Source organism: Nonomuraea sp. NPDC050153, from assembly GCF_044460125.1.
Taxonomy (GTDB): Bacteria; Actinomycetota; Actinomycetes; order Streptosporangiales; family Streptosporangiaceae; genus Nonomuraea.
Genome location: NZ_JBITJQ010000005.1, coordinates 120,854 through 146,337, shown reverse-complemented (window position 1 = coordinate 146,337; position 25,484 = coordinate 120,854). Strand labels below are relative to the sequence as shown.

26 protein-coding genes are annotated in these 25,484 nt (G+C 73.4%); 7 read left to right on the top strand and 19 right to left on the bottom strand.

What is annotated here, in order from left to right; genetic code table 11:
- Positions 1-32: 32 nt before the first annotated feature.
- From ptsP to ACIBQ1_RS15570, 8 genes are read right to left on the bottom strand one after another with little or no spacing between them, the layout of a single operon-like run.
- Positions 33-1,658 (bottom strand): phosphoenolpyruvate--protein phosphotransferase, encoded by a 1,626-nt coding sequence (ptsP, locus tag ACIBQ1_RS15605; protein ID WP_397277912.1) that lies wholly within the window; start codon positions 1,656-1,658, stop codon positions 33-35.
- Positions 1,651-1,932: an HPr family phosphocarrier protein gene (locus ACIBQ1_RS15600; protein ID WP_397277909.1), complete on the bottom strand. Its 282-nt coding sequence runs from the start codon at positions 1,930-1,932 to the stop codon at positions 1,651-1,653. The genes ptsP and ACIBQ1_RS15600 overlap by 8 nt, the downstream gene beginning before the upstream one ends.
- Before the next feature lie 10 nt (positions 1,933-1,942).
- Positions 1,943-2,947, bottom strand: a complete 1,005-nt coding sequence (locus ACIBQ1_RS15595) for a zinc-dependent dehydrogenase (protein WP_397277907.1) — start codon at positions 2,945-2,947, stop codon at positions 1,943-1,945.
- Positions 2,944-3,372: a PTS sugar transporter subunit IIA gene (locus ACIBQ1_RS15590; RefSeq protein ID WP_397277906.1), complete on the bottom strand. Its 429-nt coding sequence runs from the start codon at positions 3,370-3,372 to the stop codon at positions 2,944-2,946. Before ACIBQ1_RS15590 ends, ACIBQ1_RS15595 begins: the two co-directional genes overlap by 4 nt.
- On the bottom strand, positions 3,365-3,673 hold the full coding sequence (locus tag ACIBQ1_RS15585; protein WP_397277904.1) for a PTS lactose transporter subunit IIB: 309 nt from the start codon (positions 3,671-3,673) through the stop codon (positions 3,365-3,367). Before ACIBQ1_RS15585 ends, ACIBQ1_RS15590 begins: the two co-directional genes overlap by 8 nt.
- 3 nt (positions 3,674-3,676) lie before the next feature.
- Positions 3,677-4,822 (bottom strand): mannitol-specific PTS transporter subunit IIC, encoded by a 1,146-nt coding sequence (gene mtlA, locus ACIBQ1_RS15580; protein WP_397277903.1) that lies wholly within the window; start codon positions 4,820-4,822, stop codon positions 3,677-3,679.
- 32 nt (positions 4,823-4,854) lie between these two features.
- Positions 4,855-5,811, bottom strand: coding sequence for a 1-phosphofructokinase (gene pfkB / locus ACIBQ1_RS15575; RefSeq protein ID WP_397277901.1), 957 nt, complete (start codon positions 5,809-5,811; stop codon positions 4,855-4,857).
- On the bottom strand, positions 5,808-6,569 hold the full coding sequence (locus ACIBQ1_RS15570; RefSeq protein WP_397277899.1) for a DeoR/GlpR family DNA-binding transcription regulator: 762 nt from the start codon (positions 6,567-6,569) through the stop codon (positions 5,808-5,810). Before ACIBQ1_RS15570 ends, pfkB begins: the two co-directional genes overlap by 4 nt.
- Positions 6,570-6,657: 88 nt before the next feature.
- On the opposite strand from ACIBQ1_RS15570, the gene ACIBQ1_RS15565 reads away from it, so the two are divergent.
- The gene (locus ACIBQ1_RS15565) at positions 6,658-7,512 is read left to right on the top strand and encodes a hypothetical protein (protein ID WP_397277897.1); all 855 of its coding nucleotides are present in this window, start codon (positions 6,658-6,660) and stop codon (positions 7,510-7,512) included.
- A 50-nt stretch (positions 7,513-7,562) separates the two neighbouring features.
- Positions 7,563-8,450, top strand: coding sequence for an aminoglycoside phosphotransferase family protein (locus ACIBQ1_RS15560; protein ID WP_397277896.1), 888 nt, complete (start codon positions 7,563-7,565; stop codon positions 8,448-8,450).
- A gap of 98 nt (positions 8,451-8,548) precedes the next feature.
- Here the strand turns inward: ACIBQ1_RS15560 and ACIBQ1_RS15555 are convergent, their stop codons facing one another.
- The 5 genes from ACIBQ1_RS15555 to def form a co-directional block, all read right to left on the bottom strand.
- Entirely contained in the window at positions 8,549-8,896 is a 348-nt protein-coding gene (locus ACIBQ1_RS15555; RefSeq protein WP_364241605.1) for an MmcQ/YjbR family DNA-binding protein, read from the bottom strand.
- 10 nt (positions 8,897-8,906) lie between these two features.
- Positions 8,907-9,323 carry a CBS domain-containing protein gene (locus ACIBQ1_RS15550; protein ID WP_397277894.1) on the bottom strand — a complete coding sequence of 139 codons (417 nt, stop codon included), beginning with the start codon at positions 9,321-9,323 and terminating at the stop codon, positions 8,907-8,909.
- Positions 9,324-9,443: 120 nt separating this feature from the next.
- On the bottom strand, positions 9,444-10,865 hold the full coding sequence (locus ACIBQ1_RS15545) for a pyridoxal phosphate-dependent decarboxylase family protein (RefSeq protein ID WP_397277892.1): 1,422 nt from the start codon (positions 10,863-10,865) through the stop codon (positions 9,444-9,446).
- Positions 10,858-11,478, bottom strand: a complete 621-nt coding sequence (locus ACIBQ1_RS15540; RefSeq protein WP_397277890.1) for a helix-turn-helix domain-containing protein — start codon at positions 11,476-11,478, stop codon at positions 10,858-10,860. The genes ACIBQ1_RS15545 and ACIBQ1_RS15540 overlap by 8 nt, the downstream gene beginning before the upstream one ends.
- 7 nt (positions 11,479-11,485) lie before the next feature.
- The gene (gene def / locus ACIBQ1_RS15535; RefSeq protein ID WP_397277888.1) at positions 11,486-12,025 is read right to left on the bottom strand and encodes a peptide deformylase; all 540 of its coding nucleotides are present in this window, start codon (positions 12,023-12,025) and stop codon (positions 11,486-11,488) included.
- 147 nt (positions 12,026-12,172) lie between these two features.
- On the opposite strand from def, the gene ACIBQ1_RS15530 reads away from it, so the two are divergent.
- A complete protein-coding gene (locus ACIBQ1_RS15530) occupies positions 12,173-12,967 on the top strand; it encodes a class I SAM-dependent methyltransferase (RefSeq protein WP_397277886.1) in 795 nt (264 codons plus the stop codon).
- A gap of 60 nt (positions 12,968-13,027) precedes the next feature.
- On the opposite strand, the gene ACIBQ1_RS15525 is transcribed toward ACIBQ1_RS15530, so the two are convergent.
- Positions 13,028-13,543 carry a hypothetical protein gene (locus ACIBQ1_RS15525; protein WP_397277885.1) on the bottom strand — a complete coding sequence of 172 codons (516 nt, stop codon included), beginning with the start codon at positions 13,541-13,543 and terminating at the stop codon, positions 13,028-13,030.
- Positions 13,544-13,622: 79 nt separating this feature from the next.
- Positions 13,623-14,552: a hypothetical protein gene (locus ACIBQ1_RS15520; protein WP_397277883.1), complete on the bottom strand. Its 930-nt coding sequence runs from the start codon at positions 14,550-14,552 to the stop codon at positions 13,623-13,625.
- 130 nt (positions 14,553-14,682) lie between these two features.
- On the opposite strand from ACIBQ1_RS15520, the gene ACIBQ1_RS15515 reads away from it, so the two are divergent.
- On the top strand, positions 14,683-15,618 hold the full coding sequence (locus ACIBQ1_RS15515) for a GNAT family N-acetyltransferase (protein WP_397277881.1): 936 nt from the start codon (positions 14,683-14,685) through the stop codon (positions 15,616-15,618).
- Between the two features lie 173 nt (positions 15,619-15,791).
- Here the strand turns inward: ACIBQ1_RS15515 and ACIBQ1_RS15510 are convergent, their stop codons facing one another.
- Together ACIBQ1_RS15510 and ACIBQ1_RS15505 are read right to left on the bottom strand one after the other, a co-directional pair.
- Positions 15,792-16,535, bottom strand: coding sequence for a DNA polymerase beta superfamily protein (locus ACIBQ1_RS15510; RefSeq protein WP_397277879.1), 744 nt, complete (start codon positions 16,533-16,535; stop codon positions 15,792-15,794).
- On the bottom strand, positions 16,532-17,170 hold the full coding sequence (locus ACIBQ1_RS15505; protein WP_397277878.1) for a DNA polymerase beta superfamily protein: 639 nt from the start codon (positions 17,168-17,170) through the stop codon (positions 16,532-16,534). Before ACIBQ1_RS15505 ends, ACIBQ1_RS15510 begins: the two co-directional genes overlap by 4 nt.
- 45 nt (positions 17,171-17,215) lie before the next feature.
- Here ACIBQ1_RS15505 and ACIBQ1_RS15500 point away from each other — a divergent pair, with 45 nt between their 5' ends.
- Both ACIBQ1_RS15500 and ACIBQ1_RS15495 read left to right on the top strand, forming a co-directional pair.
- Positions 17,216-19,081 (top strand): propionyl-CoA synthetase, encoded by a 1,866-nt coding sequence (locus tag ACIBQ1_RS15500; protein WP_397277876.1) that lies wholly within the window; start codon positions 17,216-17,218, stop codon positions 19,079-19,081.
- Positions 19,082-19,155: 74 nt separating this feature from the next.
- Positions 19,156-21,981 (top strand): NACHT domain-containing protein, encoded by a 2,826-nt coding sequence (locus ACIBQ1_RS15495; RefSeq protein WP_397277874.1) that lies wholly within the window; start codon positions 19,156-19,158, stop codon positions 21,979-21,981.
- A 42-nt stretch (positions 21,982-22,023) separates the two neighbouring features.
- Here the strand turns inward: ACIBQ1_RS15495 and ACIBQ1_RS15490 are convergent, their stop codons facing one another.
- Together ACIBQ1_RS15490 and ACIBQ1_RS15485 are read right to left on the bottom strand one after the other, a co-directional pair.
- Positions 22,024-23,190 carry a sensor histidine kinase gene (locus tag ACIBQ1_RS15490; protein WP_397277873.1) on the bottom strand — a complete coding sequence of 389 codons (1,167 nt, stop codon included), beginning with the start codon at positions 23,188-23,190 and terminating at the stop codon, positions 22,024-22,026.
- Positions 23,187-23,843: a response regulator transcription factor gene (locus tag ACIBQ1_RS15485; RefSeq protein ID WP_397277871.1), complete on the bottom strand. Its 657-nt coding sequence runs from the start codon at positions 23,841-23,843 to the stop codon at positions 23,187-23,189. Before ACIBQ1_RS15485 ends, ACIBQ1_RS15490 begins: the two co-directional genes overlap by 4 nt.
- Before the next feature lie 154 nt (positions 23,844-23,997).
- Between ACIBQ1_RS15485 and ACIBQ1_RS15480 the strand changes: the two genes are divergently transcribed.
- Positions 23,998-25,413: a hypothetical protein gene (locus ACIBQ1_RS15480; RefSeq protein ID WP_397277869.1), complete on the top strand. Its 1,416-nt coding sequence runs from the start codon at positions 23,998-24,000 to the stop codon at positions 25,411-25,413.
- Positions 25,414-25,484: the final 71 nt, after the last annotated feature.

Genomic DNA, 25,484 nt, shown 5'->3' with positions numbered 1-25,484 from the left:
CGGCCGGTCGCGCGCGATCGGGCCGGGGACGGTCAGGCGAGGGCCGCCATGGCGCGTTCCCGGCATTCGGCCAGCGTGAGAGCCGCCAGGGCCTCGCGTACGGACGGCACGCACACCGGGGCCATCGACAGGCTCGTCACGCCGAGCCCCACCAGCAGGGGCGCGAGCACCGGGTCACCGGCCGCCTCCCCGCACACCCCGACCGGCTTGCCCGCCTCCCGTCCCGCCTCGGCGCACATGGCGATCAGCTCCAGCAGCGCGGGCTGGCGCGGGTCGAGCAGGTCGGCGAGGGCGGGGTGCTGGCGGTCGGCGGCGAAGGTGTACTGGGCCAGGTCGTTGGTGCCGATGCTGAGGAAGTCCACCTCCCGCAGCAGCCGCCCGGCCCGCAGCGCCGCCGCCGGGACCTCGATCATCGCGCCCACCCTGGCGATGCCCCTGGCGCGGGCGCGCCGCGCGAACCCGCCGGCCTCCGCCGCCGTGGTGACCATGGGCGCCATCACCCACGCCTCGGCGCCCGTCTTGCGGGCCGCCTCGGCGATGGCGTCGAGCTGGGTGTCCAGGACGTCCGGCAGCAGCCGGTCCACGCGCAGGCCGCGCACGCCGAGGGCCGGGTTCGGCTCGCCGGGCAGGCCGAGGAAGGGCAGCGGCTTGTCGGTGCCCGCGTCGAGCGTCCGCACGATCACGTTCTCCGCCTGGGCGAACACCTCGGCGTACGCGGCCACCTGCTCCTCGAACGACGGCGCCGTCGCGCGGTCCAGGAACAGGAACTCCGTCCTGAACAGCCCGACCCCCTCCGCGCCGGGGCGCAGGTCCGCGGCCGAGCCGATGTTGAGCAGCAGCTTCACCGGGTGGCCGTCCGCCGTGCGGCCCGGGCCCCGGCCGGCCGCCAGCCTGGCCCGCTCCGCGCGGTCGGCCTCCCTGATCTCGGCCGCCTCCTCCTCGGTGAGGCCGACGGCCAGCTCGCCGGTGGCGCCGTCGACGCCGACCACGGTGCCGTCGGGGACGTCCATGATCCCCGCGCAGGCCACCACGGCGGGCAGGCCCCTGCCGCGGGCCAGGATCGCGGTGTGGCTCGTCGGCCCGCCCCGCTCGGTCACCAGCGCCAGCACGTCCGGGCCCAGGCCCGCGGTGTCGGCGGGGGAGAGGTCCTCGGCCACCAGCACGTACGGGTGGCCGGGGGAGGGGAGCCCCGGCATGGGCAGGCCCAGCGCGAACGCCACGGCCCGGTGCTTGAGGTCGTCGAGGTCGGCGGCCCGCTCGGCCAGGTATCCGCCGAGCGCGGCCAGCGCGTCCCGGTGTTGCGCGAAGGCCGCGTCCAGGGCGTGGGCGGCGTCCGTGCCCTCCCGGGCGCGGCCTTCGGCATCCTCCAGCAACATCGGGTCGTCGGCGATCATGGCCAGCGCCTCGAGGATGTCCGCCGCCTCCCCTGAGGCGCCGGCGGCTCGCCGGGTGAGGTCGGCGGCGACCGCCGCCAGGGCCCCGGCGACGGCGGACGCCTCGGCGGCGGGGTCGGCGACCGGGCGCGGCGGGGGCAGCGTCGGAGGGGCGGCCATCCGCACGGCCGGCCCCGCCGCACGGCCCTGGCTGACCCCGAGACCGGCCAGCCGCCCACCGGCCCCCGACCACGGACCGCCGCCGGGGGCGGGCCGGTCAGGCATCGAGGGCCTCTTCCGCGTCCAGGTCGCGCGAGAGCAGCGCCACCAGCGAGTCCAGCGCCTCCTCCGCCCCCGGCCCGTCCGCCTCCAGCGTCACCTCCGTGCCGCGCACGGCCCCCAGCGACAGCACGCCGAGCATGCTCTTCGCCGGCACCGCCTTCTCCCCGAGCCGCACCGTCACCGGCACCCCCAGCCGCGCCGCCGCCTGCACGAACAGCTTGGCGGGCCGGGCGTGCAAGCCGCTGGCAGAGGCCACGACGACCGTTCGCTGTGCCATGCCGAACCTCCTAGGGCTCAATGGTGACCTTGATGGCCGCGCCCCGGCTGACGAGGTCGATCCCGTCGAGCACCCGGGGCAGCGGCAGCCGGTGGGTGATGAGGTCGGACACCACCACGTCCCCCGAGGCTACGAGGCGCAGCGCCTCCGCGTTGTGGGCGGGGCTGGAGCCGTTCGCGCCGACGATGGTCAGCTCGCGGTAGTGCACGAGGTTGGAGTCCAGGGTGACGAGCGGGTCGTCCTTGGGCAGGCCGCCGAAGAAGCTGACGCGCCCCTGCCGGGCCGCCATCCGCACCGCCTGCTCCTGTGCCGCGCCCGAGGCCGCCGCCGTGATCACCACGTCGGCGCCCCGCCCGCCGGTCAGCTTGAGCACCTGCTCGACGGGGTCCGCGTCGATCGCCGCGTCCGGGCGTACCAGCTCGGCGGCCATCGCCAGGCGCTGCGGGTTGACGTCCACGAGGAAGACCCGGGCCGCGCCGCGCGCCCGCGCGAGGCGTACGTGCAGGCAGCCGATCGGGCCCGCGCCCATCACCACCACGTCGTCCCCGGCCCCCACGCGCGCCAGCGACTGGCCGTTGAGCACGCAGGCGAGCGGTTCGGCCACCGACGCCTCGGCGAAGCCGACGCCGGGCGGGATGGCGTTGACGCCGTTCACGGCCAGCACCTTGGCCGGGATCACCATGTACTCGGCGAAGCCGCCGTCGTAGTGGTAGCCCATCGACTCCTGGTTCGGGCAGACGGTCAGGCGGCCGCGCAGGCACTCCGGGCACGTGCCGCACGGGATCGCGGCGATCACCTGCACCCGTTCGCCCGTGTCCACGACCTCGCCGGCGATCTCGTGGCCCATCACCCGCGGCGGCCTGATGTGGTGGTGCCCGAACTTGAGGATCTTGGCGTCCGTGCCGCACGTCGAGCAGTTCCGCACGCGGATCTTCAGCTCGCCGGGCCCGGCGACGGGCTCGGGCGCGTCCTCGATCCTGATGTCGCCGGGAGCGTGGAATCTGGCGACTTTCACGCTGTGAGCTCCTTCATGACTTGTGAGATTTCGTTGGCCTCGCGCAGCGTCCTGGCGCGGTCGGGGTCGAGCAGGATCTCGGCCAGCGCCGCCAGCAGCGGCACGTGCCCGTCGTCCTTGGCCGCGATGCCGACGCAGAGCGTGACCTGCTCGCCGTCCCAGTCGATGCCGCCGGGGAAGCGCACCACGCAGATGGCGTCGCGCTGGACGTCCTCCTTGGAGGCGTTCGTCCCGTGGGGGATGGCCACGCCCTCGCCGACGTACGTGGATATCGTCCGCTCCCGTTCGAGCATCGCCTCGATGTACGGCTCCGCGACCGCGCCCACGTCGACCAGCGCCTGCCCGCACCGGCGGATGGCCGCGGCGCGGTCGGGGGCGCTCTCGTGCAGCAGCACGGCCCGCGGGTCGAGCAGGCCGTCACGCATCGACCGTGCCGCCGCTCTTGATGGTGTTCACCAGCCTGGTCACCGCCGGGTCGCCGAGGAAGATCTGGAAGGGCACCAGGACCTTCCCGGGGGCGGCGGCCCTGGCGCGGGCGGCCAGCCCGGCGTGGCACAGGACCACGTCGGCGTCGTCGGGGATGGAGTTGACCGGGGTGTGCTCGACGGTGACGCCGGTGTCCTTGAGCTGCTTGCGCAGCGTGGAGGCGAGCATCACGCTGCTGCCCATCCCCGCGTCGCAGGCCACGATGATCTTGTGGATGTCCTTGCTGTCGATGCCGGCCATGGCTCAGGCCTCCTTGTTGGCAGGTTCGGTGGCAGGTTCGGTGACGGGTTCGGTGGCGGGTTCGGTGACGGTTTCCTGCGGGTCCTCGGACCCGCCCTTCTTCTCGCCCCGGCCGAAGCCGAGCAGGAGCGCGGCGACGGCGAACGAGACGCCCGCGGCCACGAGGATCCCCAGGCTGGAACCGAGCCAGCCGCCCTTCGGGGTGACCGCGATGTAGGCGAAGATGCTGCCGGGCGACGGCGTGGCGACCAGGCCCGCCCCGGTGATCATGAACGTGAACACGCCGGCCGCGCCGCCCGCGATGACCGCGAGGATGAGGCGGGGCTTCATGAGCACGTACGGGAAGTAGATCTCGTGGATGCCGCCGAAGAAGTGGATGATCATGGCGGCGGGGGTGCTCGGGCGCAGCTCGCGCGGGCCGAACAGCAGGTACGCCAGCAGCAGCCCGAGGCCGGGCCCCGGGTTCGACTCCAGCATGAACAGGATCGACTTGCCCGTCTCCGCCGCCTGGGCGACGCCGAGCGGGCCGAGCACGCCGTGGTTGATGGCGTTGTTCAGGAACAGGACCTTGGCCGGCTCGATCAGCACGGAGGCGACGGGGAGCAGGTTGTGGCCGATGAGCCAGCTCACCGCGTTGCCCGCGGCCGTGGTGACCGTCTGGACGATCGGGCCGATGCCGAACATCCCGACCACGGCCATCGCGCCGCCCACGATGCCGGCGGAGAAGTTGTCCACGAGCATCTCGAAGCCGGCCTTGGTCCGCTGCTCCGTGAACTTGTCCACATATTTCAGGATCAAGGCGGTGAGCGGACCGATGATCATGGCGCCGAGGAACATCGGAGAGTCCGTGCCCACCACGACGCCCATCACCGCCACCGCGCCCACGACCGCGCCGCGCTGCCCGTGCACCATCCGGCCGCCGGTGTAGGCGATGAGGACGGGCAGCAGGGTCGAGATGATCGGGCCGACCATCTTCGCGAGCGTCTCGTTGGGCAGCCAGCCGGTCGGGATGAACAGCGCGGTGATCAGGCCCCAGGCGATGAACGCGCCGATGTTCGGCATGATCATGCCGGCCAGATGGCCGCCGATGCGCTGGATGGTGGCCTTGACACCGGTTCCGGTGACCGGGGGAGTGTAACTGTCGGCCATGGACTTGCTCCTTCGGGGGGATGAGCAGTTGATCAGCCGCTGTGCGGGACAAGGGGGGTGGTGAGGGGGCGGGACGGGTCGGGCGGGTGGACGGCGACGGTGATGAGGTCGATGTCGGCGGGGCCGGGCATGCGGCTGCCGGGCAGGCGGACCGCCGCGGCGCCCCAGGCCAGCGCGCGTGCCAGCGCGTCCGGGCCGTGCCCGCCGCCGGCGAGGAAACCGGCCAGCATGGCGTCGCCGGCGCCGACGGAGCTGCGCGGCTCGGTGACGGCGGCCTCGCCGTACCAGATGCCCTGCTCCTCGACGAGGAGCGCGCCGTCGGCGCCCAGGCTGGCCAGCACGCTGCGGGCGCCGGCGGCGCGCAGCTTGCCCGCGGCCTCGACCACGTCGCGCAGGCAGCGGATGGGCATGCCGGTGGCGGCCGACAGCTCCTCGAGGTTCGGCTTGACCAGGGCGGGGGCGGCGCCGAGCGCGCTGGTCAGCGCGGGGCCGCTGGTGTCGATCGCCATGTGGATGCCCGCCCCGGCGAACCTGCGGCACAGCCGGGCGTAGACGTCGGCCGGGACCTCCGGTGGCAGGCTGCCCGAGGCGACCACCCAGTCCGCCTCGTGGGCGGCGTCGAGCACGGCGTCGGCGATCGTGTCGAGCTCCTCGGCCGACAGCGCCGTGCCCGGCTCGTTGATCTTGGTGATGGTGCCGTCGGGCTCGGCCAGCGTGACGTTCGACCTGGTCGGGCCGGCCACCGGGACGGTGACCATGTCGAGCCCCTCGGCCGCGAGGAGCCGTACGAGCTGCCTGCCCTCGTCGCCGCCGAACGGCACCACCGCCCGGCTGGCCACGGCGTTGGCCAGCAGGGCGCGCGAGACGTTCACGCCCTTGCCGCCCGGGTCGAGGTGGGCGGCGGCGGCGCGGATGACGGCGCCCCGGTCGAGCGCGGCGACCTCGATGGTGCGGTCGAGGCTGGGGTTCAGCGTCAGGGTGAGGATCATGCCCTGATCACCTCCGGGCCCGCCGCCGCCAGGTCGGCGGCGAGCGCGACGTCCAGTCCGGTGTCGGTGATCAGCACGTCGATCTCGTCGAGGCCGGCGAACCTGGCCAGGTACGTGTTCGTGAACTTCGTGTGATCGGCCAGCAGCACGCTGCGCTGCGCGGCCTTGACCATGGCCCGCTTGATCGCCGCCTCCGCCGGGTCGGGTGTGGTCAGGCCCCTGGCGGGCGAGCAGCCGTTGGCCGCCATGAAGGCCACGTCCACGTTGAGGTCGGCCAGCGGGCGCAGCGCCCAGTCGTCGACCGTGGCGAGCGTCTTGCCGCGCACCCGGCCGCCCAGCATGATCACGTGCAGGTTGGCGCGGGCGGCCAGGGCGGTGGCCAGCGGCGGCGAGTTCACCACGACGGTGAGCTCGCGGTCGGCGGGCAGCACGTTGACCAGCCGGCCCGTCGTGGTGCCCGCGTCGATGATCACGGAACCGTCCTCGGGCAACTCGGCCAGCGCGGCCTTGGCGATGCGCTCCTTCTCGGCCGTCATCACCTCGTCACGGGTGGCCAGCGCGGGCTCGAACCCCAGGCGCTCGACGGGGATCGCGCCCCCGTGCACCCGGCGCAGCACGCCCGCCCGCTCCAGCGACGTCAGGTCGCGGCGGATCGTCTCGGTGGTCACGTCGAGCTCGGCGGCCAGCGTCACCACGTCGACGCGGCCCGCGGCGCGGGCCCTGCGCAGGATCTCCTGCTGCCGCTCCTCGGCGTACATGATGTTGATTCACCGCCGTTTCGGGTTGGTTTCATCTTTGTTTATACCCGCTTTGTTGGCTGGGTCAAGGCTTGGTAGGTATAGGCGAATGCGAAGGAAGCCCCTGGCCGCCGCAGTGACGGCCGTACCCCTTGTCGTCGGGCTCGCCACGCCCGCTCAGGCCGCTCCGCGGGTGCCCGCGGGCACGACGGCGTCGTGGGTGGTGTTCGACCGGCAGGCGGGCAAGTTCGTGGCCGCGCGCAACGCGCACCGGAAGTTCCGCTCGGCCTCGGTCGTGAAGATCCTCATCGCGATCGACTACCTGGAGCGGCGCAAGAGCGTGCCCGCCGCCGACGCCCGGCTGCTGAAGGTCATGCTGCGCTCCAGCGACGACGACGCGGCCTCGGCGTTCTGGGACCGAGCCGGCAAGGGTCAGATCGTCGTGCGGATGGCGCGCAAGCTCGGCCTGGCCGACACCGCGCCGCCGCCCGCCTCCAAGCCCGGCTTCTGGGGCTACACCTCGCTGAGCGCGTACGACATCGTGCGCACCTACCGCTACCTGCTCGACAGGGCCGAGCCCCGGGTCCGCGACACGATCCTGGGGCACCTGCGGCAGTCCACACCGTGCGGGACCGACGGCTTCGACCAGACGTTCGGCATCCCCGACGCGGTGGCGCGGCCGTGGGCGGTCAAGCAGGGCTGGTCGGGGTTCGGCAACACGCCGCCCACGCGGTGCTCGGACGCCCGGGCGGTCGGGGCGCCCATCTCGTGGATCGCCCAGCGCGCCACCGGCTCGGGCGTGCCCGACTACGGCCGCCCGGTGCTGCACACCACCGGACTCGTGGGCAAGAACGAGCGGTACGTCATGGCGCTGCTGACGGCGCACCCGGCGGGCGGCACGTGGGCCTCCTCCGTCGCCCGCGTCACCAAGCTGACGGGCGACCTCTACCGCGGCCTCTCCTGACGCAGGGCCTGCCGCCCGCGACCGGAAGCCGGCGCATCGCCTGGGCCGCGGTGCCCGCCGAGGTGCGGGCGGCGATCGAGAAGCTGCTCGGGAGCCGGGTGGTCGGCGCGGCCGGCCAGCCGGGCGGCTTCTCCGAGGGCGTGGCCGCCCGGCTGCGCCTGGCCGACGGCGGACGCGCGTTCGTCAAGGCGGTGAGCTCACGCGTGGCGCCCGGGGTGGCGCGGTTCCACCGCCGGGAGATCGAGGTCTCCCGGCGGCTCCCCGGCGACGTCCCGGCGCCGCGGCTGCTCGACGCCTACGACGACGGCACGTGGGTGGCCCTGGTGTTCGAGGACGTCGAGGGCCGGCTGCCGGCCCAGCCGTGGCGGCGGGACGAGCTCGACCGGGTGCTCGCGGCCGCGACCGGGCTGGCGCGCGTGCTGACCCCGTCGCCGATCGACCCGGCCGCTCTGGCCCGGCCGCGGCTCGGCGGGTGGCGCGCGCTGGCGGACGAGGGCGGCGCCGGGCGGCTCGCCTCTGTGTCGCCGTGGGCGGGCGATCATCTCGACGAGCTGGTCACGCTGGAGGAGGCGGCGCCTGCGGCTCTGGCGGGTGAGACGCTGCTGCACGGAGACCTCTACCCGTTCAACATCATGCTCACCCCGGAGCGCGTTCTGGTCATCGACTGGCCGCACGCGTGGGTCGGGGCCGCGCACTGCGACGTGCTCACCCTGCTGTCGAGCGCCTCGCTGAGCGGGGTGGACCCGCAGCCGCCGGCCCAGGAGCATCCGCTGACCCGGGACCTCGGCCCGGAGACGATCAACGCCTTCCTCGCCGCGCACTCCGGCTTCCTGCTGCGGCTGGCGGCGAACGCCGGGCCTGGCGTCGATCGCCGTCTGATCGACATGGCCACCGCGCTCGGCACGGCGTCGCTGCACTGGCTGCGGCAGCGGCTCTGAGGTCGCGCCCGGGGTGCGCGGCGAGCACCGGCAGCAGGTCGCGGCCCTGGCCCGCGCACAGAACGTCTCGTACGCGCAAGGGCGCGGGGCCGGGGTCCCTACCGAGCCTGGGCCTGCTGTTCCAGGCGCACCTTCTTCGGCACGCACATCCGCCACGCCTCCAGGACCAGCTCCCGCATCTCGGCCGGGTCCAGGGCGTCCATGCGCGCCACCACCCAGTTGAAGCGCAGGTCGGACTCCCCGGGCATGAGGAACTTGTCCGGCTCGGCCGCCACCAGCGCCGCGCGTTCCTCCTTCGGGAACCCGAAGCCCATCAGCGTCTCGTCGCGCGAGAACGCCACGTAGACGATCTTGCCCACGCGGAACTTGACCCGGTCCCGGATGAGGTGCTCCGACGAGCGGGGGAGCGTGCGGGCGAACTGCCGTACATCGTCGACTGTGAACACCCGGCAAACGTTACTGGTTGCCCTCCGCGGCCGAAATGTCGGCGAGCGCCGAGTGCGGGTCGCGCTCCAGGGCCAGGTCGCCGAGGCTCACGATGCCGACCGCGCGGCCGTCCTCGAGCACCGGCAGGCGGCGGACGGCGTGCGTGCGCATGATCCGCACCGCCTGGTCGATGGTGGTGTCGGGGTCGATGGCCTCGACGTACGGGCTGCACGCCTCGCGTACCGGCGTCTGCGGGGACTTCTCGGCGGCGACGACGCGCACGGCGATGTCGCGGTCGGTGATGATGCCCTGGATCCGCCCGTTCTCGTTGACGATCACGGCGCCCGTGTCGCGGTCGCGCATCAGCGCGGCCGCGACGGACACCGGCTGGTCGGCCTCGACCGCCGCCGGGTGGGACGTCATGACCTCTGCCACGGTGTCCGCCATGGGAATCCTCCTGCCTGATCGCTCCGGCCGACCCCTACCCGGGCGGAGGCGCGGCTCACCGGCCTTTGCCGGGTCTCTGCGTCCGGCTGGAGCGTCTTGGCCGGGCCCCGCGTCGGAGGGTTAGAGCGTCTTGGCCGCCAGGCGGATCTCCTCCAGCAGGACGGCCAGATCCCGCTCGGTGGTGCCGGGGTGCAGGAAGCAGGCGCGCAGCGCATCGCGGCCGCCCAGCCGGGTGCCGGTGATGAACGCATTCCCGCGCGCCTGCACCGCGCCCGGGATCGCCCGGTTGAGCGCGTCGAGACCATCGGCGTCCGACCTGTCCGGGCGGGGCCGGTGGCGGAAGGCGGTGATCGAGGTGGTGACGGGCGCAAGCAGCTCGAAGTCGTCGGCCTCCCCGACCATGGCGGCGAGCGTGCGGGCCAGCCCGGTCGTGTGGTTGACCAGGCGCTCGACGCCGGAGCGGCCCAGGTGCGACAGCGTGGCCCAGGTCTTCAGCGCGCGGAACGGGCGGGTCTGCTCGGGCCCGTACTCGGAGAACCACCCCAGATCGCCCGCGTTGTCGTCGATCAGGTACGACGGCACCAGGCTGAACGCCGCCCGCGCCGCCGCCGGGTCGCGCAGCAGGGCGCAGCCGCAGCCCACCGGCACGCCGAGCCACTTGTGCGGGTCGAGGGCCAGCGAGTCGGCCCGGTCCAGGCCCGCGTAGTGCGGCGCGGCGCCGTCGGCCAGGACGCCGAGCGCGCCGTACGCGCCGTCCACGTGGAACCAGAGCCCGTGCTCGGCGGCCACGTCGGCGATCTCGTCGAGCGGGTCGATCGCGCCGGAGTTGACGGTGCCCGCGCTGCCCGCCACGCAGAACGGCCGCAGGCCACTCCGCAGGTCCTCCTCGATCATGGTACGGAGCGCGCCCACGTCCATCCGGTAGGCGCCGTCCACCGGGACCACGCGGACCTGGCGCGATCCGAGGCCGAGCAGCTGGGCGGCCTTGTACAGGCAGCTGTGGCCCTCCTCGGTGACGTACATGACCATGGGCGGCCGCCCGGACAGGCCCTCCTCGCGGGCGTCCCAGCCGTCGGCGAGCGCGGCCCGCTGGCGGGCGGTGGCCAGGCAGATCACGGTGGCCATGGAGGCCCCGCTGGTCAGCAGCCCGCCGCCGGGCGGGTGCGGGAACCCGACCAGCTCGGCCAGCCACCGCACCACCGCGCGCTCCAGGTGCGGGCCCGCGTGGTCGCCGCCGGCGCAGCTCGGGTTGAGGGCGGCGGCCAGCGGCTCGACGAGCACGCCCGCGGGGTTGGGCGGGGAGTTCACCCAGCCGAAGAAGCGGGGGTGGCCGTTGCCCATCGGGTACGGCAGCACGCGCGTACGGACGTCGTCGAGCAACTCGTCGAGAGGCCGCCCGCGCTCGGGCAGCTCCTGACCGCTCAGCCAGGCCCGCTCGGCCTCCGGGACGGGCCGCCACACGGGCCGTTCACCGAGACCCGCCAGGTGCCCGGCCGCGATCACCGCCGCCGTGGCCGCGTCGGTGGGGCTGAGGTCAGCCATCGGATGGCTCCTTCCAGGGTTCGTGCTGTCCGGCGCCGCCCAGCTCCATGGCGAGGTAGTAGACACAGTCGGCGGCGCCGTCGTTGGCGAAGGCGTGGCGGCAGTCGCCCGGGTAGTAGGCCGAGTCGCCGGCCGCCAGCTCGTACGGCCTGCCGTTGATCGTCAGCCGCAGGCTGCCGCGCTCGACCGCGAGGTATTCCCGAGACCCCGGCGCGTGCGGCGCGAACTCGCCCGCGTCCACGCCCGGCCCGAGGGTCGTGCGCATGAACTCGAACTCCACGTCCCCCAGCACCGGCGACAGCACGCGGCGCTCCCAGCCGGACGGGTCGCGCAGGACCCGCTGCTCGTCGTGGCGCAGCACCCGCATCGCCGAGTGCGCCGGCTCGTCGAGCAGCCGGGCGATCGACGTGCCGAGCGCCGTGGCCAGCCGGTCGAGCACCAGCACCGTCGGCGTCTTGGCGCCCCGCTCGACCTCCGAGACCATGCTCCGGCTGATGCCGCTCAGCGCGGCCAGCCGCTCGACGGTCAGCCCGCGCGCCCGCCGCTCCGTGCGGATCCGCAGCCCGAGCTCGGCCATCGACAGGCCGCTCGACAGGACCCCTTCGCCTTCCATTCCTCCACTATAGCGGTGATTTGTCCGCGATAGTGGAATGGGCCTCCTGGTAGGCGGCCAGCACCTGCTTGCGGCGCTTGGCCGGGAGGCGGTCGATGTACAGGTAGCCGTCGAGGTGGTCGGTCTCGTGCTGGAGGCAGCGGGCCAGCAGCCCCGTGCCCTCGACCGTGACGGGCTCCCCGGCGGCGTCGAACCCGTGCACGGCGGCGTGGTCGGGGCGGGGCAGCGGCGCGTACTGGCCGGGCACCGACAGGCAGCCCTCGTCGTCCGCGTCGAGGTGGCGCTCGCCCACCCCGGGGAGCTCCAGCGTGGGGTTGACGACGACGCCCTTGTGGTGCTCTCCGTCGGCGTCCGGACAGTCGTAGACGAACACGCGCAGGGCCACGCCGATCTGGTTGGCGGCCAGGCCCACGCCCTCCGCCGCGTACATGCTCGCGAACATGTCCTCCACCAGCGCCGCGAGCGCGTCGTCGAACCGGGTGACCGGCTCGCACGGGTGATGCAGCACCGGGTCACCGACGTGCACGATCGGCCGGACCTCTCCCACGACCAACGCCTCTCTCCGAAAATTCGCGAACGTTCCGCCACGAAGTTTACGGGTTCTTTCGGTCTCACTATTCAAGACGTTTCTTCTTGGATGGTGAGACCAAGGCTAGAGTGATCGATGTCGGAGCGGAACCGAAGGAGTTTGCCGATGAACGCCGTTTACACGCATGGCCACCACGAGTCCGTGCTGCGCTCGCACCGCTGGCGCACCGCCGCGAACTCGGCCGCGTACCTGCTGCCGCACCTCAAGCCGCACATGAAGGTGCTGGACGTGGGCAGCGGCCCCGGCACGATCGCCGCCGACCTGGCGGGCCTGGTCGGCCACCTGACGGCGTCGGAGGTGACCGAGGAGGCGCTCGACCTGGCCAGGGCCGAGATCACCGGCAGGGGGCTGGACAACGTCGACTTCGCCGTCGCGGACGTGCACGCCCTGGACTTCCCCGACGACACGTTCTGCGTGGTCCACGCGCACCAGGTGCTGCAGCACGTCGGCGACCCGGTGCGGGCGCTGCGGGAGATGCGCAGGGTGACCAGGCCGACCGGGTACGTGGCGGCGCGCGACAGCGACTACGCGGCGTTCGCGTGGTATCCGCTGCTGCCGGAGCTGGAGGAGTGGATGGCGCTGTACCAGAAGGTCGCGCGGGCGAACGGCGGCGAGCCGGACGCGGGGCGGCGGCTGCTGTCGTGGGCCCGGGCGGCGGGCTTCACCGACGTGACCGCCACCTCGTCGACGTGGTGCTTCGCCACACCCGAGGACCGGGCCTGGTGGGGCGGGATGTGGGCCGAACGCGTCCTGCAATCGGCGGTGGCCGAGCAGGCACTGTCGACGGGGGCCGCCACGGAGGCCGGGTTGCGGCGAATCTCGGAGGGGTGGCTGAAGTGGGCCGAGGCGGAGGACGGCTGGCTGTCGATCACCCACGGGGAGATCATCTGCCGCGCCTGACGACGCCCGCCGCCGCGGGGGACGCGGGCCGGGCGGCGGGTCACACGGTGGCGGCCGGGGTCACAGGCCCAGGGTGCGGGCGCGTTGCCACTGGGGGTCGCGGTAGAGGACCATGTCCGAGCCGATCATCTCGTCCGGCGCCGACAGCATGGTGATCTCGCCCGCGGCCTGCATTTCCAGCAGCAGGTCGCGCACCCGCGGCCCGACCGGCAGCCGCCCGGCGGGCAGGCCCATCCCGGCCCGCACCGCGTCGGCGGCCTCCGACAGGTGGAACGGCCCGTCGAAGTTCGCCACGATCCCGCGCACGACGGCGATCGTGATGAGGTGCTCGGCCTCGGCGTAGGCGAGCTGCCAGATGACCTGCTCCTTGCGGCCCCCGGTGGCCGCGCACGCCGTGCAGGCGTGCGTCAGGCCGGGCGCCATCTCCTCCTGGCCGGACCCGAGGCAGACCGAGCACAGGCCGTTCTCGGCGGCGTGCAGCTCGGCCGTCATCCGCCCGGCGAGCACGGCGCCGCACTCGCAGGCGAACGCGTCACCCAGGATGCCGGTCTGCGGGGAGATCGCATGCGTCGTCACCGGGCCGACTCTACCGCCGCCCGCCGCGGTGCCGGGCACCCGCGCGCCCGCGCCGCCCCCCGGCAAGGGTCACCCAGGGTCAGCCGCGCATGTCCGCGAGCCCGTGCAGCCGTCGCAGGGCCTTGCGGGCCGCGGCGGCGACGCGCTCGTCGGGGTGGTGCTCGATGAGCACCCGGAGCACCTGCCCCGTCCACGGATGGTCCCCGAACGCCAGGATCGCGATCGTCCCCGCCTGCTCCTCCGCGTCCATCCCCATGGAGATCGACTCGATCACCTCGCCCGCCTCGCCCCCGAACTCCAGCAGCGCCGCCGCCATGTCCACGAACACCCAGGCGATCTCCTCCGGGGCGGTCGCGCGGTCCTCGCGCTCGGTCCTGGTGGCGATCACCGCCCCGAGCCCGGGCTCCTCCAGCAGCCCGGCCAGCGCCCGCTTCCCCTCCTCGCCGAAGTCCGACGACAGCACCTCGACGCCGACCGCCCGGCTGAGCGGGCTCACGGTGGCCAGCACCGAGGCGACCTCGGCCGCCGCCGCGTCCGGGTCGCGGTCCTTGAGCCACCCGGTCAGCTCCTCGCCGCGTTCCGCCTCCGGGTAGGAGCGCAGGCCGTGCAGCAGCGCCGCGGCGTCGGCGTCCGCGAGCGACCCCATGACCGGGACCTCCTGCCCGGTCGTCTCCGCGATGATCAGCCGCGCCGTCCACAGGCCGAGCCAGCCCAGCGTGTACGGCTCCGCCTGGCGTACCAGCCCCAGGCTGGTCAGCTCCTCGGGAACCTCGCCCGGATGCGGCTCGCGCGACAGGAACATCCTGATGAGCTCCAGCAGCAGCCCCTCGTCGGCCGCCAGCCGTTCGCGGGCGTGGTCCGCCCAGAAGGCCAGCACCTCCGCGTCGGAGCCCTCCGGCTTCAGCTCCTCTGCCAGGGGGGCGGCGCGTACGGCCGCCGCGAGCGTGGCGTCCTCGGGCAGCCGGATCGGGGGCTGCAGGGGCAGGGTGTCGTCGTCGTAGGACCTCACGAGCCCATCCTGTCGCGATATTTCGGTTACAGTGCCCTGTGACGCCGAAAAGTCGGAAGAAAGGAGGCGCTGAGATGTTCGGCACTGCTTCGGGCGCTCACCGCGCCCGCTTCTACTTCTCGGAGGAAATGTGCTTTTCCGTCCCGCGGTCGAGGATGATCTAGACCGCCTGCTCGGCTGCGTCGTCGACGAGTCCATCAGCTGGGCGCATCCCGATCGCCTGCTCTCGTTCCTGGAGAGCGGCAACTACCGGTTCGACCGCGTCTGGCTCGCCGTCGCCGACGACGGCGAGATCCTGGCCCGCGCCGTCTGGTGGAGCTTCCCCGGCGGCGACAGGCCCCTCGCGCTCGACTGCGTGTACGTCCATCCCTCGGTGGACGATCGGGTGGGCCTGGCCGCCGAGCTGCTGCGGCGCGCGCACGACGCGTACGGGCGGGCGCCCGAGTACCACGTGTTCGTCGGCAACGGCTGGCGCGACCACCCGAAGGCCGCGGCGGCCGTCGCCTGGCGCCGGGAGGCGGCCGGCCGCGCCGGGCTGACCGAGGAGCTGGAACGGCTCCGGTACGAGTGGACGGCCGGGCCCGTCCCCGAGCCCTCCGACCGGCTCGTCTTCCGCGGCGAGGACGACGACGAGGTGTTCGTGGAGGCGTTCCGCCGGGTGGCCGCCGGGACGCTCGACTTCCACACCCGGCAGGCCCTGCTCACGACGGACCCTCTCGAACAGGCCCGCGGGGACGTCCGCGACTACCGGTCCATGCGGGGCGACCGGTCGTGGTGGCGGCTCGCGTACGACAAGAGCGGCGACCTCGTCGGGATCGCCCTGCCGTCGGCCAACGACGGCGGGCCCGTGGTCGCTTATCTCGGCGTGGTGCCCGAGCACCGGGGCCGCGGCTACGTGGACGACCTGCTCGGCGAGATCACCCGCGTCCACGCCGGGCGCGGGGCCCAGCGGATCCTGGCGGACACGGACTCCGGCAACGTGCCGATGGCCAGGGCGTTCGAACGCGCCGGGTACCACAACTTCGCCATCAGGCTCGTCCTTTCGGCGGATCCCGCGAACACGTGATGCGCGCGGGGCATCGCGAGGGTGCCCGGCGGGTCGTCCGGTGAGGTGTCCCCAGGAGCGCCCGCACGTCCCACCACGCAGCCCGACCCGGCGGCCAGGACCCCGCCCACTACCCGCCCACGACCCCGAGCGCGTCCCGCCTGCCCACCGGCTCCCGGCCCGCCGACGTCACGTCAGGAGCCCCACCCGCGCACCCGCGCCCGCACCACCAGGTCGTGCAGCGCCGCCTCGGCCGTGGCCCGCTCGGGCAGCCCGGAGGAGTCGCGCGCCTCCTCCAGCACCGCCGTCATCCGCGCCACGTCCGCCTCCACCCCGGGCGTGGCGGGCGCGCCCGAGTGCTCGGCCTCCCACTTGGCGGCGACCAGCTCCGGCAGGTACGCGGGCGCGTACGCGTACAGGCGCGTCAGGTCGGCCTCCAGCTCGCCGGTGCGCATGAGGTGCGTCCCGGTGGCCAGCACGCGGAAGGTGTAGAGCAGCGGCTTCAGCTCGCCGCCCTTCTCGAACAGCCCCCACTGCGTCCGCGCGAACCCCAGGTAATGGTGGGCGTGGTGCCGCGTCAGGCAGCCCGGGGCCAGCGCCACCAGCTCCTCGTGTACCGGCGACGAGGCCACGATCAGCGGCGACAGCACCTGCTCCAGCACGTAGCCGTTGCGGCCCAGCAGTAACCGGCAGAACTTGGCCAGGTCGTGCGTGACCAGGTCCACCTCGACGCCGTCGCGCGTCCACATCCGCTCCACCGTCTCGGGCCCGTGCCGCAGCCCGGCCACCTCCGCCACCGGCAGCACGTGGGCGCCCCGCAGGTCCACGTCCGAATCCACCGAGGGGAACCCGTACAGGTGCGCCCCGCTCACCGTCGCGAACACCAGCGGGTACGGCTGCTCGCCGGGGATCTCGCCCAGCCATCCGGGCAGCTTCACAGGTGCTCCTTTCGCACGCCGATCAGGAAGTCCTCCACCCGCTCCCGGTCCGGCCGCTCCGGCAGCGCGCTGCCGGCCGCGGCCACCTGGGCGGCCAGCTCCGCCCGCCAGGCGTCCACCTCCGCCCACGGCACCTCGCCGCGCCGGATCGCCAGCAGCCGCTCCCGGAGCGGCCCCACCTGGACGAGCGGCTCACCGTGGCGGACCAGGTGCAGGCCGCTGAGCAGCAGCCGGATCATGTGCATGGCCTGCTTCCACTTGGGCGCGGCCGGGTCGAGCCGGCGGAACTGAGAGTCGGCGTACCCGACGAACGTCTGCCGGGCCCGTTCCGACAGGAAGGCCCCGCGCAGCTCGCGCAGCCGCCGCCCGGCGGGCGTGATCACCTCCACGATGGGGGACCACAGGCACTCCAGGACGGTGGGGTTCGCCTCCAGGGCGAGGACGCAGAAGCGCTCGACCTCCCACGACAACTGCTCGGGCAGCGGCCCGTCCCGGTGCGTCGCCGGTTTCTCCAGCCGCCAGAACGCGGCCGTCGGCGCCACGAAGACGCCCCGCCGGTCGGTGTCGGAGGCGTCGGTTTCGAGCCCGTACGCCCTCGATCCCACGACGACGGTAAGGATCATGTCATCGGTCACCCGGATATCTTGCGCCATGGGGCCGCGGACTGGTCTGATCGATAAGTGGGCGGTTATGACGAGGCTTACCGGCGCAGCATCCTTCAACCCGACGAGTTCTGGTCCGAGGCGGCCCTCGGGATCGCCTGGGACGTGGCGCCGGCGACTGTGACGGCCGGCGGCCGGTGGTTCCCCGACGGGCGGCTCAACACCTGCTTCAACGCGGTCGACCGGCACGTGGCGGCCGGGCGCGGCGACCAGGCGGCGCTGATCTACGACAGCCCGGTCACCGGGACCGCCCGCACGTTCACCTACGCCGAGCTGCTCGACCAGGTGGCCAGGACGGCGGGCATGCTGCGCGGCCTCGGCGTGACGGCCGGCGACACCGTGGTGATCTACATGCCCATGGTGCCGGAGGCCGTGGTCGCGATGCTGGCCTGCGCGCGGCTCGGGGCGGTGCACTCGGTGGTGTTCGGCGGGTTCGCGGCCAGGGAGCTGGCCGTGCGGATCGACCACGCCCGGCCCAAGGTGGTGCTCTCGGCCTCCTGCGGCATCGAGCCGGCCCGGGTGGTGGCGTACAAACCGCTGCTGGACGCCGCGCTGGAGCAGGCCGGGCATCGGCCTGACAGGTGCGTGATCCTCCAGCGGCCCCAGGCCGTGGCCGAGCTCGTGGAGGGCCGCGACCTCGACTGGGCGCGGGCGGTGCGCGAGGCCGAGCCGGCCGGGTGCGTCAGCGTGGCCGCCACCGACCCGCTCTACATCCTCTACACCTCGGGCACCACCGGCGCGCCCAAGGGCGTGGTCCGCGACAACGGCGGGCACGCGGTCGCGCTGCACTGGAGCATGTCCCACGTGTACGGCGCCGCCCCGGGCGAGGTCTACTGGGCGGCCTCCGACGTGGGCTGGGTGGTCGGGCACTCCTACATCGTGTACGCGCCGCTGCTGGCCGGCTGCACGACCGTGCTGTATGAGGGCAAACCGGTCGGCACCCCCGACCCTGGGGCGTTCTGGCGGGTGGTGGCCACGTACGGGGTGCGCACGCTGTTCACCGCGCCGACAGCGATCAGGGCCATCAAGAAAGAGGACCCATCCGGAGTTTTCGCGAAAAAGTGGGACCTGTCCGGGCTGCGGTACCTCTTCCTGGCCGGCGAACGCCTCGACCCCGACACCTACCACTGGGCCTGCGACCTGCTCGGCATCCCCGTCATCGACCACTGGTGGCAGACCGAGACCGGCTGGCCCATCGCCGCCGACTGCGTCGGCATCGAGCCGCTGCCGCTCAAGCCCGGCTCGCCCACCAAGCCCGTCCCCGGCTGGGACGTGCGCATCCTCGACCCCGACGGCGACGAGTGCCCGCCGGGCGTGGACGGCGCCGTCACCGTCAAGCTGCCGCTCCCGCCCGGCGCGCTGCCCACCCTCTACCGCGACGAGGCCCGCTTCGCCCGCTCCTACCTGGAGCGCTACCCCGGCCACTACCTCACCGGCGACGGCGGCCACGTGGACGCCGACGGCTACCTCTACGTCATGGGCCGCATCGACGACGTGATCAACGTCGCCGGCCACCGCCTGTCGACCGGCTCGATGGAGGAGGTCATCGCCTCCCACCCCGACGTGGCCGAATGCGCGGTGATCGGCGTGGCCGACGAGCTGAAGGGCCAGCTCCCCGTCGGGTTCGTGGTGCTCAAGGCGGGCGCGGAACGCGACCCGGCGGACATGGAGCGCGAGCTGATCGCCCTGGTACGCGAGCGCATCGGCCCCGTGGCCGCCTTCCGCCGCGCCGTCGTGGTGGCCCGCCTGCCGAAGACGCGTTCGGGCAAGATCCTGCGCGCGACCATGCGGGACATCGCCGACGGCCACCCGTACGCCATGCCTTCCACGATCGAGGATCCCGCGGCGCTGCCGGAGATCGAGGAGGCCGTGAAGCGAACATGACGGCCCGGTAACTTCCGCCAAAAGGCCCGGCCGTCCAGCGCATGATGGGACATCCAGTCCCCGGGAGAAGGCACATGATCGAGACCCCGAGCTACGCCGATGCCCTGAGGATCCTCGGGTGCAAGGACGCCCGGCTCGTCAAGGTGGTCGGGTTCGCCGCGGCGGCGGCGCGTACCGGCTGGGCGCTGGCCGGGGCCGGGCAGCTCACGACGGGTCTGGCCGACATGCGCAGCGGCATCGTCGGCTACGGCGAGGAGGTCGTGCGGCGCATGCCCGAGCCGAAGGGCGGCGTAGACCGGTTCACCCGCACGCAGCGGCTGGCCGCCGCGCACGCGGTGATCGTCGTCTCGGCCTACTTCGAGGCGCTCGGCGAGGCGAAGCTGCCGTTCACGCTCGACCAGCTCGACCGCGGCGGCAAGATCTCGCGCGGCGTGCCGACCGCCGAGCGCTTCGCCCGGCTGGTGGCGGGCCTGCTGCTGGAGCGCCTGCCCACGCCCGAGCCGCACGTGCCCTACTCCGAGACCCGCCTGGCCGTGGAACGTGCCTACCAGCGCATGTCGGAGGCCATGGCCGGATACGTGGGCGGGCTGAGCGTCTGGGACGAGCTGCCGGTCGACGACCAGCTCCTGCTGCCCCGCATGCTCGCCGAGGGCCCGCCCGCCCGCGCGCTGCGGATCTACGACGAGGACTACCGGTCGCTGGCGCTGGACAGCCACGAGTTCGGGGTGCGCAGCCTCGTCACCGAGAAGCCGCAGCCGGCCACGGCGCTGTCGCGGGTGGCCTGGCTGCTGGCCGAGCTGGCCCCGCCCCGGGTGGGCGACCGCCCCCTGATCCACCGGGCCAGGATGGCCGCCAACGCGCTCGACCAGCCCCTCCTGCACGCCGGCAAGCTGCCCGAGGACGTCTGGCTCCCGCTGCTCGGCGAGGGCTACCTCAGCCCCCGCTTCCGGGTCGCCGAGCTGACCCAGGACACCACGCCCGCGCTGCTGAGCTGGTGGGACGACCAGCGGTCGCTGCCCGACCCCGAGGCGTTCCTGGTGGGCCACCTGACCTCGCTGCGCGCCACCCAGGCGCCGCTGCTCGTGCTGGGCGAGCCCGGCTCGGGCAAGACCAAGCTCACCGAGGTGCTCGCCGCGCGGCTGGCCAGGTCGGAGTTCCTGCCGATCCGGGTCGAGCTGGAGAGCGTGGCGGTGCGGGCGGACGTCACCGGGCAGATCGAGCAGGCCCTCGGCGCGGTGCTGGGGGAGGAGACGGACTACGCCGAGCTGGTCACGGCCGCCGACGGGGCGATGCCGGTGATCCTCCTCGACGGGTTCGACGAGCTGGTCCAGGGCGGGGTCAACCGCTACGACTACCTCGAACGGGTGCAGGAGTTCCAGGACAGGGAGGCGGGCCTGGGCCGTCCGGTGGCGGTGATCGTGACCAGCCGCACGGTGGTGGCCGACCGCATCAGGTTCCCCAAGGGGCTGCTGGGGCTGCAGCTCCAGCCGTTCGACGACGACCAGGTGCGGCAGTGGCTCACCATCTGGGACCGGCGCAACCGCGGCCTGCTCGCCCGCCGCGACCTGAAGCCCCTGCCCGCCGAGGCGGCGCTCACCCACGGCGAGATGGCCAGGCAGCCGCTGCTCCTGCTGCTGCTGGCCCTCTACGACGCGGGCAGCAACGCCCTCCAGCACGACCACGGCCCGCTCGGGCGCGCCCGCCTGTATGAGGTGCTGCTGCGCGACTACACCGAACGCGAGACCGGCGGCGTGCGGCGGGTGGCCATCGACCAGGAGCTCGTCCTGCTCGGCGCGGTCGCCCTGTCCATGCTGGCCCGCGGCCGGCACATCATCACCGACGAGGCGCTCAACCGCGACCTGCCCGCCCTCTGCCAGGGCGGCGAGGACGATCCCGGCGACCCCGATCAGCCAGGGGACGCTCGCGCCGACTGGGCGCGCAAGGCCACCGAGCGCTTCTTCTTCGTGCGCAGGAACGGGCACGCCTTCCTGCACGCCACGTTCGGCGAGTTCCTGGTGGCCTGGCTGGCCATGTACGCGCTGCGCGACCTCGACCGGCGCCGCCGCCTGGCCGGGGACGAGCCGCTCGCGCTGGTCCAGGCCATCGACGACGACCTGCTGTACGCGGTCACGTCCCACTCGTGCCTGGCCGAGCGCGGGCCGACGGTCGGGTTCATCCTGGAGCTGCTGGACGAGGTGCCCTCCGCCGTGCGCGAGCGCTGCGTGGAGCTGCTGGCCGGGCTGCTGCGCCGGTCGCTGCACGAGCGGCCCCGCCGCCACTTCACCGGGTTCCGGCCGGTACGCCACACGATGACCCGCCGCCTGGCCGCCTACTCGGCGAACCTCACCCTGCTCATCGTCTGCGCCTCCGAGGAGCCGGTCCGCGTCTCGTCGATCCTGGCCGGGCCCGACCACCTGGAGCAGTGGTCCTCGCTCAGCCACCTGTGGAAGGGACAGCTCGGGCAGGAGGGCTGGACCGGGCTGGTGACCGCCCTGTCGGCGCACCGCGTGGTCGAGGACGGCAAGGAGGACGTCGTGCTCGGCGGCGCGGAGAGCGGCGGCATGGGCGACGTCGTCGTCGCGGTCGCCACCGGCCACACGGCCCAGCACCGGCGGCTGCTCGACCTGCTGGTCGAAGCGCTGGGGGAGGGCCGCTTCCTGCCGTACCGGGACCGCCTGGCCATCCTCGACGAGCTGGTGCGGACCGTGGCCGTCCGCTCGCCGGCCATGCACCGGGCCCTGGGCGCGATGTGGACGGAGGACGGCGCCGACCACGCGGAGCTGCGGCCGCTGCTGCGCGCCATGCTCGCCGACCCGGCCGACCGGGTGGGCACCTGGGAGCAGCTGGTCAAGGCGGGCGTCCCGGAGACGGCGCTCTGGGAGATCCAGGGCCTGGACTGACGCGGTCCCAACCGGATCAGCCCGCCCGATCAGCCCGCCCGATCAGGACGTCTCGGCGTCCACGGGCAGCTCCACGCTGATCGTCAGGCCGCCCTCGTCCCGGGGCGTGGCCGTCACCGACCCGCCGTGCGCCTCGGTGATCACCCGTACGATCGACAACCCCAGCCCGCTGCCCCGGTCCGAGCGCAGCCGGTCGCCGTGCAGCCGCCGGAACGGCTCGAAGATCGTCTCTATCTCGTACGACGGCACCTGCAGCCCGGTGTTGGCCACGACCACCTCGACCCGGTCGGCCCGCCGCCGCGTCGTCACCCACACCTCGCCCTTCGGGTGGTTGTGCCGGATGGCGTTCTCCACGAGGTTCTGCACCAGCCGCTCCACCAGCACCGCCTCGCCCGCCGTCGGCGCGGGGTCGAGCAGCCGGTGCATGCTCACCTCGCGCTCCCGGGCCTCGTCGGCCGCCTGGTCGAGCACGTGCTCGGCCACGTCCGCCAGGTCGAACGGCCGCCGGTCCAGCACCGCCTGCTCGCCCTCGGTCAGCGCCAGCAGGCCGTCGATGAGGCGCTCGTGCCGGGCGTTGACCAGCAGCAGCGACTCGCCGAGCCGCTTGACGTCCTCGGTCGCGTCCGGCCGCCGCACGGCCACGTCCACGAGCGTCCTGTTGATCGTGAGCGGGGTGCGCAGCTCGTGGGAGGCGTTGGCGACGAATCGGCGCTGGCCGTCGAACGAGCGCGCCAGCCGGCCCAGCATGGTGTCGTAGACGTCGGTCAGCTCCTTGAGCTCGTCGCGCGGACCTTCGTAGCCGATCCGGTCGCTCAGGTCGTGGCTCTGGGCCACCCGCAGGGCGGTGTCGGTGACGTTCCTGAGCGGGCGCAGCACCATGCCCGCCGTCCGCCAGCCGATCCCGAACGCCGCCCCGGTGCCGGCCAGCACCGCGATCCCGCCGACGGTGCGCAGGTTGGCCAGGACGCTGCTCTGGTAGGTGAGGTGCGTCTTGAGCGCGAACCCCCTGGCTATCTCATACCCGTCCTGGTACCGCGAGGCGTAGAGGCTGTAGCCGTCCCGCTCCACCCGGATCTCGCCGGGGGTGAAGACGGAGGCTCGATACTGGAGGCTCGTCTGGACGACGAAGTAGACGACGACCAGCGCGAGGGTGGTGACCACGAAGAACACGCCCGCGCAGACCAGGGCGAACCGCAGGCGCATGCTCATGGGATGCGATACCCCGATCCCGGCACGGTCTCGATGACCTGTGGCTCGCCGAGTTTCCTGCGCAGCTTCATCATCGTGGTGCGGACCGTGTTGGTGAACGGGTCGATGTGCTCGTCCCACACCTTCTCCAGCAGCGTCTCCGCCGAGACCACCGCGCCCTGGGCCCGCAGCAGCTCGGCCAGCACGCCGAACTCCTTGCGGGCCAGCGGCACGTACCGGCCCTCCCTGAACACCTGCCGGTGCGCCCAGTCCAGCCGCACCCCGGCCCGCTCCAGCATCGGCGGGTCGGCCCGCCTGGCCCGCCGCCCGAGCGCGTGCACCCGGGCCACCAGCTCCTCGAACGCGAACGGCTTGGGCAGGTAGTCGTCGGCCCCCAGCGACAACCCCGCCACCCGCGAGCGCACGTCGCTCGCGGCGGTCAGCATGAGCACCCGCACCAGCCAGCCGCCCTCGACCACGGCCCTGCACACCTCGTCCCCGTGCACCAGCGGCAGGTCCCGGTCGAGGATCAGCACGTCGTAGTCGTGCACGCCGAGCCGTTCGAGCGCGGCGTCCCCGTCATAGGCGACGTCGACCGCCAGCGCCTCCCCGCGTAACCCCTCGGCGATCGAGTCGGCGAGCATCCGCTCGTCCTCGGCGACCAAAACGCGCACTGCGTCCCCCAAAAAGATCTTAAATGCCCGCCAGTTTGCTCCGGCCCACATAACGCGCGCATAACCAGAATTGGTGACGTTCAGGTTATAGGCGGAGCGCTGGACTGACGCCCCTGAAGCCGGGATCCACCCGGCTGTCCCGGGGGAGAAGACCATGGCGCCCACACTCGCGGGGCCACGCGACCATGGGCTGTTCGGGTGCGTGCTCGTGCTCGCCGCCGCGCTGCGCGTGCTGGTCATGCTGGGGTACGACACGGCGCGGCTCTATTGGTACGACTCGTTCACGTACCTGGACACGGCGGTGCACGTGCGCCCGCAGGGAGCGTTCCACCCGGCGGGCTATTCGTGGTTCCTGTGGGCGCTGCGGCCCTTCCGGAGCGTGGAGCTCGTGGTGGGGGTCCAGCACGCGATGGGGCTGGCCGTCGGCGTGCTGATCTACCTGCTGCTGCGCCGCCGGTCGGTGCCCGGCTGGGGTGCTGCGCTCGCGGCGGCGCCGGTGCTGTTCGACCCGGCGTTCGTGCGCCTGGAGCACGCCGTGCTGTCGGACACGCAGGTGATCTTCCTCGTCATGGCCGCGCTGCTGGCGCTGATGTGGCGGCGCGAGGTGTCGACGCGGGCGGCGGCGCTGGCGGGGGTGCTCCTCGCGCTCGCCGGTCTGACCCGTACCGCCACCGTGCCGCTGCTCGGCCTGGCCGCCCTCTACCTCCTGCTGCGGCGGGTGCCGTGGCGGGCCTGCCTCGCGCTGGTGGTGGCGGGGGCGCTGCCGCTGGCCGCCTACGCCGGCTGGTACGCCCAGCACCACGGCAGGTTCGCGCTGAGCGGCTCGGACGGCGTCGCCCTGTGGGCCCGCACCATGACCTTCGCCGACTGCTCGATCATCGAGCCGCCCCCGGACCAGGCCGCGCTCTGCCCGAACGGCACCGTCCTGGACGCCGCCTCCGAGTACGTCTGGGACCCGCGGGCCTCGCTCAACCGCCTGCCCGGCGACCGGTTCGCCCACAACGACCTGGCCAGGGCGTTCGCGCTCAGGGCCATCGCCGCGCAGCCCCTGGACTACCTGCGCGAGGTCGTCCGCGACACCTCGCTCGCCTTCACCTGGGAGCCCGTCGCCCACCCGAGGCGCATGAGCCCGACCACGGCCTTCCAGCGGGGCTTCTGGCCGCTCCCCTCGGGCCAGCCCCTCGTGGACCAGGTCAGGAACGCCTATGACCCGGACATCCGGGGCATGCGGTCCGTCGAGCCGTTCGCCTCGGTCCTGGCCGCCTACCCGTACCCGTGGTTCCTGCACGGCACGCTGTTCGGCCTCCTGCTGCTGGCCGGCGGGGCGGGCGCGGTGCTGCGCCCGCGCCCGGCGCCACTGCCGTGGTCGTTCGCGATGTTCCTGCTCGTGGCTCCGGTGGCCGCGCTCGACTTCGACCACCGCTACGTCCTGCCCGCCATCCCGGTCGCTTGCGTGGCCGCCGCCCTGGCCGTCCGGGGTCTGACGCCGGGCCGGGCGGGTGGTTACCCCCGTGGCTACGATCATGTTGCGCGCCCGAATGCAACGGCGAGCGGGTCCCGCGCGTCTTAGAAGGGTGGGGTGGCCGCCGCGGTGCTGGTGGAGGCCGCTGTGATGAGCCCGTGAGGAGCCCGGCCGGTCAT